The sequence below is a fragment of the Cohaesibacter haloalkalitolerans genome, from assembly GCF_003574655.1.
Classification (GTDB): Bacteria; Pseudomonadota; Alphaproteobacteria; order Rhizobiales; family Cohaesibacteraceae; genus Cohaesibacter; species Cohaesibacter haloalkalitolerans.
In genome coordinates, this window is record NZ_QNUM01000006.1 from 295,505 (window position 1) to 315,574 (window position 20,070).

Here is a 20,070-nt window from a genome sequence, read left to right on the forward strand (position 1 = left end):
AATTGTCATGAAAAGAACCTTTGCTGTCGCTGCGCTTCTGGCAGCTTCAACACTCGCCTTTCCTGCTCTGGCGGAATATCCGGAAAAGCCCATCGAAATTGTGGTTGGCTATTCGGCCGGTGGAGGAACCGACGTCATGGCCCGCGCCGTGGCCAAATATTTCGAGACCGCGCTCGGCAATGGCGCTTCCGTCGTGGTCAAGAACATGCCCGGAGCAGGGGGGCAGATCGGCTTTACCGAAGTTGCCAAGGCCAAGCCCGACGGCTACACGCTCGGCACCTTCAACCTGCCGGCCGCCCTGGCACTGACGTATGACAGAAAAGCGGATTATGACGCATCAAGCTTCACCTATCTTGCCAATTTCGTTGAGGACCCGAATACCGTTGTGGTCAGTGCCACGTCCGAGTTCGAGACGCTGGATCAGTTGCTCACGGCTGCCAAGGCCGACCCGGGCGCCATCACCATGGGCCTGTCTGCACTGGGGGGGAATGATCATTTTGCCGCCAACATGATCTCGGATGCGGCCGGTGTCGAATTCACCCTTGTACCGTTCAAGGGTGCATCCATGGCGCGCACGGCCCTGATGGGACAGCATGTTGCAGCAGGTACCATGACGCTGAGCCAGACCGTATCCTTCAAGGATGATCTGCGCGTGCTGGCCGTTCTTTCCGACAAACGTTCGTCTTTCCGTCCGGATGTGCCAACCGCCAGAGAACTTGGCTACGATGTCAAGATGTCATCGCTGCGCGGCATTGTTGCACCGGCCGGGCTACCCGCAGAGATCACTGAAAAGCTGCGCAAGGCATTGACCGACGTGAATGCCATGGAGGATTTCCAGTCCATGATGGCAAAGCAGGGCAATCCGATGTCCTTTGTCGCAGGCAAGGATTTCGAGGATATCGCCACGCAACAGAACGAAGTTGCAAAAGGAATTTGGGAAAAGACCCCCTGGAGATGATACGCTGGCGGCGTGCTGCCGTGCCTGCGTCGTTAATTGTCCGAGAGGAGGAACTCTTCGGCAACCATTGGAGGAAATCATGACATTCAAGACTATAGCAGCCATCGCATTGCTCATGGCGTCTAGCAGTTTCGTTCAGGCAAAAGAACTGACCGGATACACCTATTCAGCCGTCTCCACCACCGCCGCGGTCAAGGGGATGAACCGTATCAGCGAGCGCATTGCCGAGCAGACCGGTGGCGATCTGACGATCAAGGTGCATTTGGGCAAGACCCTTCAGATTGCATCGTCCGATATCACCCAGGCCGTGGGGGACGGCATTGTCGACTTCGCGGCAGACTATTTCTTTTCCGGCAATGTTCCGATCGCCCGTGTGCTCAACCTGCCGATGCTGATCGAGAATGATGCGGAATGGAACAAGGCCTATGCCGCCATGGAACCCATTCTGAAGGAGGCTTTCGGCAAGCAGGGCGTGACGTTGCTGGGCAGCTACCGCTATCCGCAGCAGATCATCTTCTCGACGTTCGAAGTCAACAGTCTGGCTGACCTCAATGGCCACAAGATACGTGTGACTTCCCCCGAGCAGGGCAAATTCGTTGAAGAGTTTGGCGGTGCTCCGATCACCCTGTCCGGCAGTGAAGTGCCAACCTCTCTTGAGCGTGGTGTCATTGAAGGCGTGCTGACGGCAAGTGCTGGCGGAGCCAAGAATTGGCACGAGTTCCTGCCATACAACTATCGTTTCCCGGTCAACTACGGCAACTCGATGATCATCGCCAATACCGATATCTTCGACGATCTGACCGAAGACCAGCAAAAGGCTCTGGCTGCGATCGTGCAGGAGGAAGGGGCGAAAATCACCGCTGAGTTCCTCGAGGATGAAGAAACGCAGAAGGCTTCCCAGAAGGCGGCGGGCATGACCATCGTTGAAGTAAAGGGCAGCGACGCCGCACTGGCGCGGGAAAAGCTGGCGCCATTCTGGGCCGAATGGGCCAAACAGAACGGCCCGGAGTATGAAGCGGCTCTGAAACTCGTTCGCGAAGCGATCGGTAAATAGCCATGCAGGACACTCACACTTCAGGGCCGGCTTCGGCTGGCCCTGTCTTCGATCTGATTGCCAGCCTGACAAAGTGGATCACGGGATTTGTCCTGGTTGCTCTGGTCTGTCTGGTGTTCAGCGAAACCTTGCTGCGGGGGCTGGCCAATATCTCTCTGGGCTTCGTAGAAGAAGTCACCGGCTATTTTGTCGTCACATTGACGTTTCTGGGAGCGGCCCTTGCGTTGCGCTCCGAGACCTTGTTTCAGGTCCATTTTCTGTTCGACGCCGTGCCTGATGGCGCTCAGGTCTGGATGAAACGCTTTTTCGTGATCGTCTCGCTGATCGTATGTGCGATTCTGGCGATCAAGACACAGGATCTGGTGCTCAGTTCGCTGACGCGCGGCAAGTTTGCTCCGACGGTCCTGCACACTCCCCTCTGGATTCCCCAGACGATCATGCCCTTCGGCTTTTCCCTGATTGGCATCTTTCTGTTTGAAAAACTGCTCCTTGGTCGGCGCAAGAAAGAGGAGCGGAACTGATGGACGCAATTCTTGCCTTTGGTCTGTTGATCGGCCTCATCCTTGGCGGGATGTGGGTTCAATTCGCTGTCGCTGGTGCAGGTCTGTTCTATGTCTGGTTGCTGAAAGGCTTTTCCGGGTGGAAAGCCCTTGGGATTGTCAGTTGGGGCGCGGCCAACAGCTTCACCATTGCCGCCATTCCGCTGTTTGTTCTGATGGCGGAAATCCTGCTGTGTTCAGGCCTGAGCACGCGCCTCTACAACGGTGTGGCCCCTTTCATTCGGCGCCTGCCGGGTGGACTGCTTCACACCAACATCGCCGGCAGCGGAATTTTCGCAGCCATTTCCGGCGGCAGTGCGCCAACGGCGGCAGCAATGTCAACGGTCGCGTTGCCGGAACTTTCCGCAAGGGGGTATGACAAGCGTCTTGTCGCCGGGTCGCTGGCTGCGGGCGGAACGCTGGGTATTCTCATCCCGCCATCGATCACGATGATCATCTATTCGACCTTCACCGAAACGTCGATCGCGCGGCTGTTTGCGGCGGGCCTTCTGCCCGGCATCCTGCTCGCCATGCTTTACATGAGCTTCATCATGGTGCGGGTTCTGATCAACCCGAAGCTGGCACCAAAACAGACCGAACGTGCCTCCTCTGACGAGATTGTCCGCTCCTTCTTCGACATTTTTCCGTTCCTGTTGCTGATCTTCATCGTGCTTGGAAGCATCTATGGCGGTCTGGCAACGCCGACAGAAGCAGGAGCCGTTGGCGTGATCGGAGCCACCCTGATCGCCGCACTCTACAAACGGCTCAGTCGGGAGCTGCTTGCAACGGCCCTCAAACGCACGGTGACAATGAGCGGCAATATTCTGTTCATCGTCTTCTGCTCCATGATCTTTGCCTATGCCACGGCCCTGTCGGGGATTGGCGAGAGCCTTGTGGCTGTGCTGCAGGATGCCAACGTATCGCGCTTTGCCTTCCTGATCATCATCATGGTGTTCTTTGCCATTCTGGGCTGCTTCATGGAAGGGCTTGGCATGATCGCGATCATCGTACCGGTGATCTTTCCTGCCCTTCAGGCTCTGGGCATCGACCCGATCTGGTTCGGCGTGTTTGTGGTGATTCTTGTCGAGCTTGGCCAGATCACACCACCGCTCGGGGTCATCCTGTTCGTGGTGGCCAGTTCCTCCAAGGAGGTGAAGGTGGAAGACGTCATTCTTGGGACGATTCCGTTCTTCGGCATTATTCTGCTGTTCCTGTTGCTGCTGATCGCCTTCCCGCAGATCGCGCTGTTCCTTCCAACTTTGACATTGGGCTGACTGAAATGAAAAGCATCTTTCCTGAACCCGTCGTGATCGAGGCCGAGGTCTTCACGGAATTGCCCACCGATCTCCGCCGTCCCGGAGTTCCCTCTTATTGGGCTTCCCGGAACAAGCGGGGGGCGACAGTGGACAGCTTCATTGAGGGGCCTTCCTTTGATCGGGCTGGCAATCTGTGGTTCGTCGACATCCCGTTCGGACGTATCTTTCGTGCCGATCCGTCCGGGGCTGTCACCCAGATGGCTGAATTCGACGGGCAACCCAACGGTCTGAAGATCCACAGGGATGGCCGGATATTCATTGCCGACTATCAGAACGGCATTCTCAATCTGGACCCGGAAACCGGGGTCGTTACAACCGCGCTGAAAGACTGCGATACGGAAGGCTTCAAGGGCTGCAATGATCTGCATTTTGGCAGGGATGGGGCGCTTTACTTTACCGATCAGGGCCAGACCGGCCTTCAGGATCCCACTGGCAGGGTCTACCGCTGGATCCCGGGGACCGACACGCTGACCTGCCTGATTGACAAGGTCCCCAGTCCAAACGGTTTGGTGCTCGATCAGAATGAGCACACGCTCTATCTGGCGGTGACCCGTGCCAATGCAGTCTGGCGACTGCCCCTGTCTCCAAGCGGTCGGGTCAACAAGGCAGGCCTGTTTCTTCAGTTCAATGGTGGGCGAGCCGGACCGGATGGCCTGGCGTTGACGGCACAGAATGGTGTTGTCGTTTGCCAGACCGGTCTGGGGCTGGTCTGGGTGCATGATTCGCTTGGCCGTCCGGTCGCCGTTGTCCACTCACCACGGGGGTTGGGCACGACAAACTGTGCTTTTGGCGGGCCGGGCAACCGCTCCCTCTTCATCACCGAATCGGATTCTGGGAGTATCCTGCGTGCCGATTTCCCTGAAGAACTAGGGATCTCTGGTGAACCGATGTTCGCCCATACCGACTAGCAGAGCCAGAGCACTCTCCTGCGCACATCGGTCAGGCGAACGACGTTTGTCAGTGGCTCAGACGCTGGAGAGTGTTTTCAACAGACTGATGCGCTGCATGCGTCCGCGCCTGACATGGCGTCGGGCGGCATCTTCGGCAGCGGTCGTGTTTCCATCCTCGATCGCCTGATAGATCTCTTCATGGTCCTTGAGCGACCAGGTGTTGTAGTCATATCGCCCTTGCGTTGTACCGCGGATCATGCCCGCGGAGACCAGAAGGATCTCGGCACTGCGCAGCAGATAGCGATTGCTGGCGATTTTGTATACACAACGATGGAAACGGTCATTGATATCGAGGAAATCAGTCTCATCGGTCGCTCCGCGGCGCTGTTCGTCCAGAATGCCGCGCAATTCGATCAGATCCTTCGTGGTTGCCTTCTTGGCTGACAGCTTGGCGGCAAGGCATTCAACGGCCTCGCGCATGTCATAAATCTCTTCGGCTCGTTCGATATCGATCGGCGCGACGATAATGCGTCCGCTTTCCACCGTTGTCAGAAATCCCTCGTTCAGAAGGCGACGAATGGCCTCGCGAGCAGGGGTGCGGCTGACCTGAAAGCGATCACATATCTCGGCTTCACTGATGCGCTGGCCGGAAACAAAAGCACCATCACGCAGCAACTCTCGCACTTTTGCATACACTTGATCGCTCAGCGGTAGGTCTGTCAATTCCTGCTCTGATTGCATGCGTAAAAAACTCCCACGAATTCAACTGGATAAAAGATATACCCTTTCATCTGCAGATTGTAAATGTATTTTATGTTTGACTTTTATCCTAATAATGTATACGAAAAATACAAAGAATACCAAAAATGGATACGGAATCGATGAGCGCTGAAAAGCAAAAAATTCTGGTCACGCGCAGCCGCATTGATAGCTCCGCTGTGGACCTGCTCAGTGAAAACGGCTTCGAATGCATCTTCTCGCCGCCTTACGCCAAGCCGGAAGAAGTCATTGAGACAGCCAAAAGCAACAATGTTTGTGCCATTATGGTCTCCCAGGGCAAGATCACCGACGCCGTCATCCGGGCGTCCGGCAATGTCAAGGTGATTGCCAAGCACGGCAGCGGGGTGAACAACATCAATATCGCCGCCGCCGAAAAGCTCGGTATTCCTGTATACAGGGCAGCCGGCGCCAACGCCCGAGCCGTGGCCGAGCACGCCATTGCCCTCATCCTGTCCCTGCGCAAATCCCTGCCCTATCTCTCCGATGCGACCAGAGGCGGCAATTGGCTCAAGGGGTCCTTTATCGGCAAGGATTTCGGCGGCACCAAACTGGGTCTCATCGGCTTTGGTGCCATTGGCCGCGAAGTGGCCAGCATGGCCATGGGGCTGGGCATGGAAGTCTCCGCATTCGATCCGGCGCTTCTGGCCAATGGTGGGGCGTCCTGTCCAGAAGGGGTAACGGCCGTTGCCGACATGGACGACATCATCTGCAACTGCGACGTGATTTCCCTGCATTGCCCACTGGTTCCTGCAACCAGGCATCTGGTGAACAGCGAATTCCTCAAGAAGATGCAGCCTCATGCGGCCATCGTGAACACCGCCCGGGGTGGCATGATCGACGAGGATGCTCTGGCTGATGCACTGGCAAGCGGCGAGATCGCCGGAGCCGGCGTGGACAGCTTCGAACAGGAGCCGCCCGCTGCCGACGCCAAGCTTTTCAAGGCTCCCAATCTGATTGTTACGCCTCATGCTGCCGGCCTTACGCCAGGGGCGGAGCGCAACATGGCGACCATGGCGGCCCGTTTCATCATTGACCATCTTGAAGGTCGGGAAATAAATCCCGCCTTTCTGGCAACTTCCGCCGCGCTCGGCGGTCTGCAAGAATAGGAGTAAACATGGCTGAAGGTTTCAGAATCAAGGAAAGTTGGGACCGGGTTGACCCGGACCTGATTGCCCGCGCTGCCAAACTGCCAGTGTCCAACATCAGCGACGTCATGAATCGCCACACAGGGGCCCCTGCAAGTATGCGCCCCCGGCATCGTCAAGGCGTTCTCGCTGGCCCCGCCCTCACCGTCAGTGTCCGTCCTGGAGACAATCTGATGCTACACAAGGCCCTCGTCATGGCCCAACCCGGCGATGTGATCGTCGTCGACGCCGGTGGTGCGCTCGACAACGCCATCATGGGTGAACTCATGCTGGCTCGTGGCGTGGTTTCCAAGATTGCCGGTGTAGCCATCTGGGGCGCCGTCCGCGATCTGGAGAGCATCAGCAAACAGGATGTGCCCGTCTTCTCCAGCGGTATCAGCCACCGTGGCCCATACAAGGACGGCCCGGGCGAAATCGGCTTCCCCATCGCAATCGGCAACATGATGGTCAATCCCGGTGATCTCATCGTTGGTGACTGGGACGGACTTGTCTGTCTGCCAAAGGACAGCGCTGCAGCAATTCTCGACCGTGCTGACAAGAAGCACGCTGCCGAAGAACGTCAATATCAGACCACCATTGAAGGCAAATACAATGGTGATTGGATTGACAAGAATCTCAAGGAGCTCGGGTGCGAATTCATCGCATAACGCCTGAGCCATCACGAAAACCAGACGATAGTCATCGATACTCAATAGGGAGGAACCTAATCGATGTTTTCCAAATCACTCAAAACGGCAGCTGTCTTTTCGGCGCTCGTAGTTGCTGCGATTCTGCCTGTGAAAGCTGCTGACTTTCCAACCCGCGGCATTGAATTTGTAGCCGGGTACGGCCCTGGTGGCGGACATGACACCATGCTGCGCTCCATGGCAAAGATCATCCGCGAAACCAAGCTTGTCGACGCGTCCATCAACGTTGTCAACAAACCCGGCGGCGGCGGAGCCACCTCGCTTGGCTACCTCAGCAGCCACGCGGGCGACGGCCACTATCTGATGGCAGCCACCTCGTCCTTCATCACCACGCCTCTGACAGCAGATGTTGGCCTGAGCTACAAGGATTTTACGCCGATCGCTCGTCTGGGTATCGACCCGACCCTTCTCGTCGTGCCGTCTTCGTCCCCCATCAAGAGCCTTGACGACATCAAGAATGCCGGTCGTGTGCTCAACGTTGCCGGTGGTGGCCGTGGGCAGATCGAACATATCGCAACCATCATGGTCTCCGAGGCCATGGGCGTGAAACTGAACTTCATCCCGTTCCAGGGCGATGGTGAAGTGGCCAGTGCATTGCTTGGCGGTCAGGTCGATTTTGCCATGATCAACCCGGGTGCCGTGTCAGAGTTCATCAAGAGCGGTCGCATGACGGCCATTGCCATTTCCACCGAAGAACGCGCCGAAATGTTCCCGGACGTGCCGACCTTCAAGGAAAAGGGCTATGACGTGGTTGCTTCGGTCTTCCGTGGTGTCGTTGCTGCCAAGGATATTCCCGCAGAAGCCAAGGCCTATCTGACCGATCTGGTTGAACGCCTGCAGGCAACGCCGGAATGGAAAACCCAGTATCTGCAGCCGAACGGGATCATTGCTGGTTATCTCGATGCCGATGCCTTTGCTGCCTATCTGGAGCAGACCAACAACATCTATCAAACCAACCTGTCCAATCTTGGTCTTCTCAAGAAGAACTGATGAACACAATGAAAACAACAGAAATCATATTTCTGGCAATACTGGCGGCTTTTGCCGCCAGTCTTTCGATCGGTTCGATCGATCTGAAATATGCCGACGAATTCTCATTCGGCCCGGGGTTCATCCCGATGAACGTGGGTATTCTGCTGCTGGCGTGCTGTGTCTTTCAGGCTCTGAAAAGCTTTCTCAAGGGCAGACAGGCCAATGCTGAGGATCAGGATCACGAAGGTGAGGCACCCAACATCGCAGGTCTCGTGATTACCACGGGGATCATCGTTGTTGGTATCGCCGCCATGGCTTTGGGATCTGTTCTGGCACCGATCTTCGCAATGATCGTGCTGTTGTCCTGGCGCGTAGCCAATCATCCCATCGCCAACTCGCTGTTTGTCGGGGCCGCTACCACGGCCGTCATCTATGTCATCTTTGCCGTTTGGCTGAACCTGCCGGTCATCTGAGCCGCAGAAAACTATCCACGGGACGAAAAGCATGCTGGATTCGTTATCTCATCTGATGCTGGCGTTCACTGACGTCGCTACGCCGGAAAACCTGCTGCTGATCTTTGTTGCAGGTCTGATCGGTACGCTCGTTGGCGCTCTGCCCGGTCTTGGGCCGTCAGCCGGTATCGCTCTGATGATGCCTCTCACCTTCGGGATGAACCCGATCTCGGGTCTGTCCTTGCTGACCGGGGTTTACATGGGCACCATGTATGGCGGACGTCTGACTGCCATTCTCATCAATACGCCAGGTGACGCGCCTGCCATTGTGACAGCCATGGAAGGCTATCCGATGATGCAGAAGGGGCAGGGCGGCCAGGCACTTGGCATCTCGGCCATCGCTTCCTTTGTCGGCGGCATCTTCGGCTTGCTGATGCTCATCTTTTTTGCGCCGATCATCGCCGAATATGCCATCTTCCTCGGGCCTCCCGAATATTTCATGCTGATGCTGCTTGGTCTGAGCATGATCATTGTGCTGGCTGGTTCCGATCCGTTGAAGGCGCTGATTGCCACTGCGGCCGGGGTTCTGCTGAGCACGATCGGCAGTGACTATGTCTCCGGCAACGTCCGCTTTGCGGTTGTGCCTGAACTCATCGAAGGGGTCGACTTTGTTGCCGTCATCATCGGCCTGTTCGGCATCGGTGAGGTCCTGGTCAATGTCGAGGAACGCATCCGTCTGAACATGGGTAAGCCCAAGTTCAAGTTCAGCGAATTTATCCCTGGCTGGGCTGAGCTGAGGCATATCAGCTTCCCGACGCTGCGCGGCTCCGTGATCGGCACGGCCATCGGTGTGTTGCCCGGTGCAGGGGCGACCATCGCCACCTTCATTGCCTATATCACCGAGAAGAAACTCTCCCGCCAACCCGACAATTTTGGCAAGGGAGCCTCTGAAGGTCTGGCAAGCCCGGAAGCTGCCAACAATGCGGCAGTTCCCGGTTCGCTCATTCCGCTGCTCACTCTTGGCATTCCCGGCTCTGGTGGCACCGCCATCATGCTCGGCGCCCTGATCATGTTCGGCCTCAACCCGGGCCCGATGCTGATGATCCAGTCAGCCGATATCGTCTGGGGCACCATCGCCGGTCTGACAATCGCCAACCTGTTTCTGCTGGCATCCAACATTCTGCTCATTCCGGTTTTCGTGAATGCCTTGAGACTGATCCAGAACCACCTCAACGCGATCGTCGTTGCCTTCTGTCTGGTGGGGGCATTCTCCATCAACTACGGCACCTTCGATGTCTGGATTACCGCCATTTTCGGGATCATCGGCTACCTGATGAAACGGTCCAACTACCCGACCGGGCCATTCATTCTGGCTCTGGTTCTTGCGCCTCTGGCGGAAAACTACCTGCGCCAGTCGATCATGTTGGGGCAGGGATCCTGGGGGATCTTTGTACAGAAGCCTCTGACCATGACCTTTACGATCCTGGTTCTGGGGGTGGTTGCCTTTGGCCTCGCCAAGGCTCCCTTCACCAGCTATCTCCGCAAAAAGCGTCTGCAAGCAGCCTGAGCCAACTGCGCGCCTGTCCCCGCCAGGCGATCAAGGGTCATCTTGCTTGAAACTCCGGGCCCTGTCGGTAAAGGTCACCAAGGTGATCACCCGACAGGGCCCGGTTTGTTTTGGCAATGTGTGGGGTGTTGCGTTGCCCGTTGCACCATTTTCGGAATATGCTGTCGCGTCAGGCTTTGCCAAGGCCCCATTTCTCCATTTTTGCGGCCAAGGCGATCGATGCGCAGCCCAAACACCGTGGGCACTCCCGGCAACATTCATGCCGGGGAGAGCCCATTCCAGCAGAACAGGGTGATCGTGCCCCTCTACCAGCAGATCGACTGACGAGCGCGCGTCGTCTGCGGTATCAGCTGCTTCCCCACACTACTGAACCATCAGCTATTTGATGACTTGAGACGTAAAGATACTGCGTAAAATATATTCATCAAATCGAATATATTTGTGCCGATATATAAGTGTTTACCGTCTTTGGCATTGTTAAGAGCCATTAGTAATTGTTTCGGCGAGGAAATCTTACTGTTTAAGAGCCCGGCAACAATGTATTTTTATGATTTAAGAAAATAGTTTTCTTGAAAAATTTTCGATAATTTCAAGAAAAATATATATTTAAAAATGATTTAAATTGACGGACGTGTATAGATATTTCACGTATCGAGTTAATTGTTTTTTATGTACACAAGTATAGATTGTTGACGTCGATCAAACTTTCTGGGGTTAACGGCAATGGTCTATTCAAATAGTCGAAAGGAATACCGAAGGAGTATTTCTACGCCTTTTTTGATCATTGCTGTGGGGCTGGTGCTGGCAACGTCCATCCTGGTTGGCTTCTGGCAGATCTGGAAGAATGATGAAACCAACATCGCCCATGAAGACGAGCGGCTGAATTTCGTTCTCCAACGCGTCATGAAGGATTTGTCGACGGTTGTCGAGGACACCGCCCGCAACGTCGTGATGCTGGCCGGAACGCCGCCGATCCAGGGTATATTGACCGCTCGCAGGAATAATTCCGTTGCTGAAATCGCCCGGATTGAAGAGGCTATCTGGAAAGACCGCCTGGCACAGATCTTTCTCTCGCTGGGAGAAAGCAACCGCAACCTGCTGCAGGTCCGTTTGATCGGTTTGGACGGCAAGGAAGCCATCCGGGTCAACCGGATCGGCGAAACGGTCGTGCGTGCCTCCCCCAAAGAGCTGCAGGACAAGAGCCAGCATGCCTATGTGCAGCAGACCCTTGGCACAGCCAGAGGCAAGATCAAGTATTTCGGTATCGACTACAATCGTGAGCATGGTGAAATCGAGGAACCGCGCGTGTTCGTCATGCGCGTGGCAACGATGGCCTTTGGCAAGGATGACGAACCGCTTGGGATCATCGTTATCAACATCGACATGAGCCGTGTCATTGCCAAGATGATGGGGACGGTTCGAGCGCCCAAGCAATTCCTGCTGATCAACGAAAAGGGCACCTATCTGACGATGCCAGAAAGGAATGCGTCGGCAGCCACGATCCAAGCTCGCTTGCAGGTCTTCAAATCCAGATATCCAGATCTGGCAGCGCGCCTCGATAAAGGCTGGCGCGGTGGTGACAATGAAACCGTCCGCGTCAGGAATCAAAGCTTCATTGCGCGCATCGGTCAGATGCGTTTCGATTGGTCCGACCCGTCACACTACTTGCTTGCTGTCACCATGACGCCGATGAAGGAGCTCTTGGCGCAAAACCAGGAGATGCAGAGACAGGTTTTCCTGTTCACCGCTCTGCTGGCGCTGATTGGCGCCAATGTCGCCTATATGCTCACGCGTCATGTCGTCAAGCCGCTGCAGTTGCTGACCGATGCGGCGCGCCAGCTTTCCAGAGGCGCGACTGTGGACAGCCTGAAGGTGGACGGGCGCGACCGCCCCGATGAAATCGGTGTGCTGCTGCGCTCCGTCTATGAGATGGCGTCCAATCTCGAAGAGAAGCAGAAAAGCATGCGGGCGATTCTGACAACCGCCCAGAACCCTATCCTGATGATCAGCCGAAGAGGCATCATCCACAATGTCAACGACGCGACAGAACAACTGTTTGGCTATTCGCGCGAGGAAATGGTCGGCCAGAATATTTCCATGCTCATGAACGAGCATGACAGAAAGCATCATGACAGCTATCTGCAACGCCCATCCCTTCTCGGACCCGGCAAGATTCTGGATGGCGGGCGCGAAGTGCAGGCCGTATGCAAGGACGGCTCGACGGTGCCGATCCATCTGGCGGTCAGCAAGCTTCATATCAAGAACGAGCTCTTCTTTACCGGCATCATGACTGATCTCACCGAGTTGAAGAAGGTCGACAAGATGAAAAGCGAGTTTGTCTCCACGGTAAGTCATGAGCTGCGCACCCCGCTGACATCGATCAAGGGCGCGCTGGGGCTGTTGCGCAGCACTTCGGGTGAGGCCCTGCCGGACAGCGGCAGGAAGATGCTCGATATCGCCTATGCCAACTGTGAGCGTCTGTCCGTGCTGATCAATGACATTCTGGATATGGAAAAGATCGAGGCAGGCAAGCTGACCTATGATTTTGCTCTGTTCGATCTGGTGGCTTTCCTTGCCGAGGTCATCGAGACCAACCGTGCCTACGCCGAGCAGGCCGGTGTGTCCTTTGTCTTCCAGAGTCTGCCAGACCCGATCATCATCTTTGCCGACCGGTGTCGACTGGAACAGGTGGTCACCAACGTGCTCTCCAACGCGGTGAAATATTCGCCCGGCGGAGCGCAGGTTGAAGTCTCTGCCTATGTCGAGGAAAGCAAGGTGCGGATCGCCGTTCGGGACCATGGCGAAGGCATACCGGAAGACTTCCACGACAAGATTTTCGGAAAATTTGCCCAGGCTGACTCTTCCGACACCCGAACCAGAGGAGGAACCGGCCTCGGGCTGGCCATATCGCGCGAAATCATCAAGGCGCACAGCGGCCAGATCGAGTTTGAATCCGCAGCGGGTGAAGGCACAACCTTTTTCATTACCCTGGATATCGCACCCGAAGACCAATCCTTCAACAGGGCGCAGCCCCCCGGTTTTCTGGCTGAACAGCTGGAAGACACGCGCCATATTGCATAGGAGACACCCATGACCAAGGCTCTCGAACGGATCACATATGTAGAGGATGATCAGGACATTCGCGCCATCGCCGAGCTTGCTCTTGGAGCACTCGGAGGCTATCAGCTCGACCTTTGCGAGAATGGCAAGGTTGCTCTGGAACGCGTGCCGGTCTTCCACCCTGACCTCATCCTGCTTGATGTGATGATGCCGGTCATGGACGGCACAGAAACACTCCGGACCCTCAAAAGCACGCCGGAACTTGCCGATATTCCTGTTGTTTTCATGACAGCCAAGGCTCAGCGCCATGAGGTGCAGGGGTATAAGGAGAGCGGCGCGGTCGATGTTATCGCCAAGCCGTTTGACCCGACCGATCTGCCTGCGCGCGTGATGAGGATCTGGGAACTCCATGGCCGTGACCATCAGATCGGGGAGACGATGTCATGATCGAACGGTTGAGAGCCCTCATTACCCGTCATTGCGAAACCCTGAGACGCGAGCTGGTGGAGATCGAGCTTAGCGTCGACACCTTGTGTCAGGACCCTGAGGCATCTGACGAGCTGAAAAGGCATGCGATTGCCCGAAGTCACAAGCTGAAGGGTGGAAGCGGAACCATCGGTTTCAAGGACATCAGCGATTCGGCAGCACGGCTGGAGCGGCTGCTGAAGATGACGCTGGAGGCCTCCGGCCCTGTAGCAAATGAAACACTGAAGGAAATCAGGAAGGAGAAAGAGACACTCGCCTATCTTATTGGGGGAATCCGCCCCGAGCAATCGGGTCTCTTTGATGTGCAACTGCCGACGAGCGTGTCTTCTGGCCCCAACGGGCTTGCAGACCAAGACGGCCAGACCAAATTGAGGAGTGTGTCATAATGCAAAATCTGCTGTCGGAAAGCCTTGCCTTCTCGGCAAGGGTGCAGCCCCTGAGAGACAAGCCCAAGGTTCTCATCGTGGATGATGACAGGGACCTGCTCGACATGATTGGCCTGTTTGTTGAAATCGAAGGGTACGAGACAGAGCTGGTGGTCGATGGTGAATTGGCGTTGGAAGCCATCCAGAAAGACCCGCCAGATCTGATGATCCTTGATCTGGTCATGCCCGGTATTGGCGGTTTCGAGGTTCTCTCAAGGCTTAAGAAGCTCATGCCCTCCCTCAACCTGCCGGTTGTCATGGTCACGGCGCTGGAAGAAAACTCTCTGCGCGTGGAAGCCCTGCAATCCGGTGTCGTTGACTATATCCAGAAGCCCGTCGATTTTGCCGTTCTGAGCGCCCGCATCCGCTCAGCCCTGATGGAACGGCGGATCCAGCGCAAGCTGGCCGAAGCCAATGCACGGCTTGAGGCCATTGTGGCGACAAGGACGCGCCAGCTGGAAGTCAAGAACGAGTATCTGACGGCCGTGCTGGACAACGCCCGTGATGGCATCATCGGCTGTGATGAAAGCGGCCTGCCGGCGATCTTCAACAAGAAGGCCAGCGAAATGCTCGGTATCGAGAATTCGCTCAGCATGCTGATGCCCTATCTCAAGACCAACGAGATGTTCGAGGCTGATGGTGCGACACCGCTGGATTTGGGCACCAATCCGCTGCAACTGGCGTTCGAGAATGAAAAGCTGGAAGAGTCGGACATTGTCATTGAGCGTTTCGGTGCCAAGCCGCGGATTGTGAACACCACCGGCAGCGCCATCCGCGATCAGGAAGGACACAAGATCGGTGCCGTCATTTCGCTCCGGGATGTGACCGAACAGCAAAAGCTGCAAAGCAAGGTTGGTCATTTGCGCCAGCGCTACGAAAAGCTGCTCGACAGTGTTCCGATGCCGTTGCACATCACTGATGAGCGGGGCTGCCTCCTTGAAGTCAACGAGCTGTGGCTGGAGGCCTTCGGCTATTCGCTGAGGGAAGTGCAGGGCGCGCATCTGGGCAATTTCCTGACCACCGAGTTCAAGCATCTGGCAGCTGAGACCGTGCGTGCGGCGATGATCAACATGGGGCACACGAAGGATGTCAAATGCAAGATCAAGCATGCCGACGGGCGCATTCTGGAAGCGACTCTTGTCAGCCAGGCGGTTTATGACGGCAAGGGGGAGCTCAACCAGATCGTTGAATATATCACTGATCTGCAAGAGTGATCGCTTGGGACGTGCCAGAAATTTCACGCCGATCTGCGGGACGCCTGATGACCATTTCTGCTGTTTTCAGGCTCTAGTGCCAAATCAGGCGTGCCAAATCAGGCGTGCCAAATCAGGCGTGCCAAATCAGGCGTGGTTGAACAGCATGTTCTGGTCGAGAAGGTAGCGGATGAACAGGGGAAGGCTGGCGCCACCCAGTGCCCGGGCCGGACTGCCAAGCGTGCCTTCCAGCACCACCGGCAGCTCGATGCCCTGCCAGTTGCGCTGGCTGATGGCGTCGCGAATCTTTTCCACCAATGCGTCCCGGACGCTGGCTGGCATGGTTCCGTCGACTATGGCCACTTCGAAGTCGATGATGGCAGTCGCCGAAGCGATGGCGAGGGCAATATAATGCGCAGCCCTGTCGAGCCATTCCTCAAGAATGGCGCCAAGGTTGGTCCAGTCAAAGGATTGCTGCTGCAACAGGGTCGGGTCCAGTCCCTTTTCCTTCAGCATCTCCTCGAGAAAATAGAGCGAGGCAAAATCGATCAGCTGTTTGTCTTCGCCGTCGGGGCCGGGCATCGGCATCGAGGCAAGAGCCCCGGCATTGCGGGTGCGACCTGAATAGATGGAATTGTTGAGCGCCACTCCACCGCCCACGAAGGTGCCCACAAAGATATAGAGGGAATCGCTGAAGGCCATGCCGCGCCCGAAGGCGACTTCGGCTGAACAGGCTGCCGTGCAGTCATTCTGGGTGTAGGCGTTGAGGCCCGTGGCGCTTTCCAGTTCCTGGGCGATATCGAAAGTCTTCCAGACGTCCATCGTGCCTGCGGCGACACCCACCTTGTCTTCCCAGCTCCAGAGCTGGAATGGCAGGGCGATGCCGATTCCGGCGATCTTGTCCTGCTGGCCCGCGCCGATCTGCAGGCTCATGTCGCGCACCCCTTGGGTGGCGAAGGCCTTGACGAGATCCGGCATCGGGTAGGAATAGGTGATGCGGGCTGAGGCCCGTGTTTCCCCTGCAAAGTCGATCAGAATGAGATCGGCGCTGCGTCGTCCGACCTTTAGGCCGAAAGAAAAGATCCCGTCCGGATTGAGCCGCATGGGAACCGAAGGCTGGCCAACCCGCCCGCGAATGGGTTCCCCGCGCAGCAACAGACCATCCTTTTCCAGCTCGCCGATAATCACCGATACGGCCTGGGCCGAAAGGCCGGAACGGCGGGTGATTTCCGATTTTGCCAGAGCTCCGTGACGCTGGATGAGGGACAGCACCAGACGCTCGTTGTAGGCGCGGACTTTCTTCTGGTTGAAGCCGATGGAAGCGTCCTTGTCCGAGCGCTCTTTCTGCTTGACCATTAACCGCATCCTTTCGACGTCGTCACGTTGGCTCGGCAGCAAAGGCTGCTCAATGGGTGCCCAAGGGGCCAGGCATCGGGCGGGGGAAGGGCAAGGCCATGGGACCAGCGAAAACCATGGTCAAAGGCATGACCATTGAGGCGGGCCGCCCGCGTTCGGGCCTCTGGGCACCGGATTGATGGGGCCGGGAATGGCTTGCGCATTTCCTCCTGGCCTGCCGCTCTGGCAGGCCGACTTTTGTCTCCGACTCTATGGCTGAAGCGACTGCGGGGGCCATGAACCAGATCAAAAACTCATAGTAATTGAATTAATCGCCTTTATTCGGGCAAATTCAACAGAAAAATTGCGAATTCTCCAGCGTGTTTGGCACCGGTCGACCGACAATTTTGCGCCCCCGCCAAAATTTGCAGTAATTTCTGGCGCTTAATTAATACATCAAATAGAGGTAATGATCCTGAAAATATAGAAAATTTGTCGATTTTGTCGTGAAATGGCAGTCTTTCATCCGCAAATTTACCGAATTTGCGTCAATGAATTGACGTGAATCAAATATTTTTCTTTAATAATTCACTTTAATGGAGTTATTATCTCTCAAGATTAGCGGATTTGACGATCCGGGCCCTGATGAAACGCATAAGCAGGAGCGTTCAAACGCTGATCGGGGTGGAGAATTCGGAGGAAACAATGCAGTTCAAGGAATCGGCAATTCAGGTCGGTGCACAAGCGCGCGACAAGAGTGACGCAATCGCAAAAGTCGGCGAGCTGTTGGTCAAATCCGGCAATATCGAACCGGGTTACATCCAGAGCATGATGGCACGGGAAGAGGTGGCCAACACCTATCTGGGCAACGGCATTGCCATCCCCCACGGCATTCCCAAGGATCGCGAGCTGATCAGGGAAACCGGCGTTGCCGTGTTGCAGCTGCCTGAGGGCGTGATCTGGAACAATGACGAACGGGTGCATCTGGTGGTCGGTATCGCGGCCAAGTCCGATGAGCACCTGACCATCCTTTCCAACCTCACCGATGTTCTGGACGATGCCGAAGAGGCAAAGCGTCTGGCAACCACGACCGATGCGGCCGATATCGCGCGTCGCCTGTCGGGACAGGACCATGCCGCAACAGATGACAGTGCCGATGCGGCGCCTGAGGACTATGAGTTGGGCTTTGAGCATGTGGTCACGAGCCCCCACGGACTGCATGCTCGCCCGGCAACCGCTTTGGTTGATATCGCCAAGACCTTCGAAGCTGGCATTCTGGTGCGCAACGGCAACAAGGTTGGCGACGCCAAGAGCCTGATTGGTCTTTTGAAGCTGGGTATCGAAAAGGATGCCACCATCCGCATCAGCGCCGAAGGCCCGGACGCGGAGAAAGCTCTGGAAACCATATTCAATGCGTTGGCCGAGGGCCTTGAGGATGAAGAGGAAGCCGCAGCCGAAGCCGCCCATGATCATGCCGTTGCCGTCGAAGGCATCAGCTATGAAGGCGCTGTGATCGCAGGCATCTCTGCATCCCCGGGCATTGCTTCCGGTCCGGTCTGCCAGTTCCGCCGTGGCCGTATTGTGGTGAATGAAAAGGCGACCGGCACTCCTGATCAGGAGCTTGCCCGGCTTGACGATGCTCTCACCAGTGCGCGTGCCGAATTGACTGCTCTCTATGAGGATATGGTTCAGAAGCAGGGAGCCGGCAAGGCGGCGATTTTCAAGGCGCAAGGCGAATTTCTTGATGACCCCGAAATGCAGGAAAAGGCCCGCACGCTGATCGCCGAAGGGGCAAGCGCCGGTTGGGCCTGGAAGCTGAGCTATGAAGAACATGCGGCCATTCTGGGTGCCATGAAGGACGAATTGCTGGCCGCCCGTGCGCTGGATCTTCAGGACGTCGGTCGTCGATTGCTCAAGCATCTGGCCGACAAGGTCGAGGACGACCCGGATCTGCCGGACAGCCCGGTCATTCTCATTGCTGACGATCTGACGCCATCGGATACTGCCGGTCTCGACCCGACCCTAGTGCTGGGGCTGTGCACCGCGTCTGGCGGCCCGACCTCCCATACGGCCATTATCGCCCGCAGTCTGGATATTCCGGCGGTGGTTGGTGCAGGCGCTGATTGCCTCGGGCTTTCCGATGGCAAGGAGGTCATCGTGGATGGCAGCTCCGGCGTTCTGGTTGCCGAGCCGACCCAGAAGGATCGCGATGAAGCTGACAAGGCCCGCAAGGCCTTTGCCCGACAGGCCGAGGCCGAACGCAACGCCTGTTACCAACCCGCCATTACAACCGACGGCCACCGCATCGAGGTCGTCGCCAATATTGGCAGTGTTGATGAAGCCTATGCCGCCGTGGTGGCTGGTGGGGAGGGTGTCGGGTTGCTGAGAACGGAATTCCAGTTTCTGCAACGCGACACCGCTCCCTCTGAAGACGAACAGTATGAGGCCATCAGCGCCATGATCAAGGCGATGAACGGTCTGCCGATGATCATCCGCACGCTGGATATCGGCGGCGACAAGGATGTGCCCTATCTGTCGACCCCGGAAGAGATGAATCCGTTCCTTGGTGTGCGCGGCATTCGCCTCTGCCTGCTCCGGGATGACATCTTCCGTACCCAGTTGCGCGCCATTTTCCGCGCCTCCGCCAACGGCCCGATCCGCATCATGTATCCCATGATCTCTTCGCTGGAAGAGCTGCGCGCCGCCAAGGCCATCACCGAGGAAGTGCGCAAGGAAGTGGGCGCCGAGCCGGTAGAGATCGGCATGATGATCGAAATCCCGTCTGCCGTGATGATGGCCGAGGAATTCGCCCGCGAGGTGGACTTCTTCTCCATCGGTACCAACGACCTCACACAATATGCCCTAGCCATGGACCGGATGCATCCGCAACTGGCCAAGATGGCCGACGGCCTGAACCCGGCGGTCCTGCGTCTCATCCGCAAGACAGTGGAAGCCGCCGATGCGGCTGGCATCTGGGTGGGGGCCTGTGGTGGCATCGCCGGTGATCCGCTTGGGGCGGTGATCCTTGCCGGTCTCGGCGTGCATGAGCTTAGCGTCAGCATCCCGGCCATCGCCTCTGTCAAGGCGCGGATCCGCAGTCTTCCCATGGCCGAGGCCCGGGCATTTGCTGCAGACGCGCTGGCGAAGACCGATGCTGCGGCCGTGCGGGCACTGAAACTGGCATAATCCTGGGGTTTGGAACACAATGTCGA

The 20,070-nt window shown here is 56.7% G+C and carries 17 protein-coding genes; 15 read left to right on the forward strand and 2 right to left on the reverse strand.

Annotated elements, in window-relative coordinates; all coding sequences use genetic code 11:
* Nucleotides 1-7 precede the first annotated feature (7 nt).
* From DSL70_RS16540 to DSL70_RS16560, 5 genes are all read left to right on the forward strand, one after another.
* Nucleotides 8-958, forward strand: a complete 951-nt coding sequence (locus DSL70_RS16540; RefSeq protein ID WP_119309064.1) for a tripartite tricarboxylate transporter substrate binding protein — start codon at nucleotides 8-10, stop codon at nucleotides 956-958.
* A 79-nt stretch (nucleotides 959-1,037) separates the two neighbouring features.
* Entirely contained in the window at nucleotides 1,038-2,012 is a 975-nt protein-coding gene (dctP, locus tag DSL70_RS16545) for a TRAP transporter substrate-binding protein DctP (protein ID WP_119309065.1), read from the forward strand.
* Between the two features lie 2 nt (nucleotides 2,013-2,014).
* Nucleotides 2,015-2,533 carry a TRAP transporter small permease gene (locus tag DSL70_RS16550; RefSeq protein WP_119309066.1) on the forward strand — a complete coding sequence of 173 codons (519 nt, stop codon included), beginning with the start codon at nucleotides 2,015-2,017 and terminating at the stop codon, nucleotides 2,531-2,533.
* The gene (locus DSL70_RS16555; protein ID WP_119309067.1) at nucleotides 2,533-3,825 is read left to right on the forward strand and encodes a TRAP transporter large permease; all 1,293 of its coding nucleotides are present in this window, start codon (nucleotides 2,533-2,535) and stop codon (nucleotides 3,823-3,825) included. The genes DSL70_RS16550 and DSL70_RS16555 overlap by 1 nt, the downstream gene beginning before the upstream one ends.
* A 5-nt stretch (nucleotides 3,826-3,830) precedes the next feature.
* A complete protein-coding gene (locus DSL70_RS16560) occupies nucleotides 3,831-4,775 on the forward strand; it encodes an SMP-30/gluconolactonase/LRE family protein (protein ID WP_119309068.1) in 945 nt (314 codons plus the stop codon).
* A gap of 57 nt (nucleotides 4,776-4,832) precedes the next feature.
* On the opposite strand, the gene DSL70_RS16565 is transcribed toward DSL70_RS16560, so the two are convergent.
* Nucleotides 4,833-5,480, reverse strand: a complete 648-nt coding sequence (locus tag DSL70_RS16565; RefSeq protein ID WP_162916808.1) for a GntR family transcriptional regulator — start codon at nucleotides 5,478-5,480, stop codon at nucleotides 4,833-4,835.
* 143 nt (nucleotides 5,481-5,623) lie between these two features.
* Here DSL70_RS16565 and DSL70_RS16570 point away from each other — a divergent pair, with 143 nt between their 5' ends.
* The 9 genes from DSL70_RS16570 to DSL70_RS16610 all read left to right on the forward strand — a co-directional run bounded on the left by DSL70_RS16570 (nucleotide 5,624) and on the right by DSL70_RS16610 (nucleotide 15,544).
* On the forward strand, nucleotides 5,624-6,643 hold the full coding sequence (locus tag DSL70_RS16570; RefSeq protein ID WP_119309070.1) for a hydroxyacid dehydrogenase: 1,020 nt from the start codon (nucleotides 5,624-5,626) through the stop codon (nucleotides 6,641-6,643).
* 8 nt (nucleotides 6,644-6,651) lie between these two features.
* Complete coding sequence (locus DSL70_RS16575) at nucleotides 6,652-7,329, forward strand: RraA family protein (protein WP_119309071.1); 678 nt, start codon at nucleotides 6,652-6,654, stop codon at nucleotides 7,327-7,329.
* A 63-nt stretch (nucleotides 7,330-7,392) separates the two neighbouring features.
* Nucleotides 7,393-8,358, forward strand: a complete 966-nt coding sequence (locus DSL70_RS16580; protein WP_119309072.1) for a tripartite tricarboxylate transporter substrate binding protein — start codon at nucleotides 7,393-7,395, stop codon at nucleotides 8,356-8,358.
* The gene (locus DSL70_RS16585; protein WP_119309073.1) at nucleotides 8,358-8,813 is read left to right on the forward strand and encodes a tripartite tricarboxylate transporter TctB family protein; all 456 of its coding nucleotides are present in this window, start codon (nucleotides 8,358-8,360) and stop codon (nucleotides 8,811-8,813) included. Before DSL70_RS16580 ends, DSL70_RS16585 begins: the two co-directional genes overlap by 1 nt.
* Nucleotides 8,814-8,844: 31 nt before the next feature.
* Nucleotides 8,845-10,359, forward strand: a complete 1,515-nt coding sequence (locus DSL70_RS16590) for a tripartite tricarboxylate transporter permease (RefSeq protein WP_162916810.1) — start codon at nucleotides 8,845-8,847, stop codon at nucleotides 10,357-10,359.
* A gap of 777 nt (nucleotides 10,360-11,136) precedes the next feature.
* A complete protein-coding gene (locus DSL70_RS16595; RefSeq protein ID WP_162916812.1) occupies nucleotides 11,137-13,440 on the forward strand; it encodes a sensor histidine kinase in 2,304 nt (767 codons plus the stop codon).
* Nucleotides 13,441-13,449: 9 nt separating this feature from the next.
* Nucleotides 13,450-13,866 (forward strand): response regulator, encoded by a 417-nt coding sequence (locus DSL70_RS16600; protein ID WP_119309075.1) that lies wholly within the window; start codon nucleotides 13,450-13,452, stop codon nucleotides 13,864-13,866.
* Complete coding sequence (locus DSL70_RS16605) at nucleotides 13,863-14,291, forward strand: Hpt domain-containing protein (RefSeq protein WP_119309076.1); 429 nt, start codon at nucleotides 13,863-13,865, stop codon at nucleotides 14,289-14,291. Before DSL70_RS16600 ends, DSL70_RS16605 begins: the two co-directional genes overlap by 4 nt.
* Nucleotides 14,291-15,544 (forward strand): response regulator, encoded by a 1,254-nt coding sequence (locus DSL70_RS16610; RefSeq protein WP_119309077.1) that lies wholly within the window; start codon nucleotides 14,291-14,293, stop codon nucleotides 15,542-15,544. The genes DSL70_RS16605 and DSL70_RS16610 overlap by 1 nt, the downstream gene beginning before the upstream one ends.
* Nucleotides 15,545-15,670: 126 nt before the next feature.
* Here DSL70_RS16610 and DSL70_RS16615 read toward each other — a convergent pair whose 3' ends face one another.
* Nucleotides 15,671-16,879 (reverse strand): ROK family transcriptional regulator, encoded by a 1,209-nt coding sequence (locus DSL70_RS16615; RefSeq protein WP_245418243.1) that lies wholly within the window; start codon nucleotides 16,877-16,879, stop codon nucleotides 15,671-15,673.
* A 684-nt stretch (nucleotides 16,880-17,563) separates the two neighbouring features.
* Here DSL70_RS16615 and ptsP point away from each other — a divergent pair.
* Nucleotides 17,564-20,044, forward strand: coding sequence for a phosphoenolpyruvate--protein phosphotransferase (ptsP, locus tag DSL70_RS16620; protein ID WP_119309189.1), 2,481 nt, complete (start codon nucleotides 17,564-17,566; stop codon nucleotides 20,042-20,044).
* The last annotated feature ends 26 nt before the right edge of the window (nucleotides 20,045-20,070 follow it).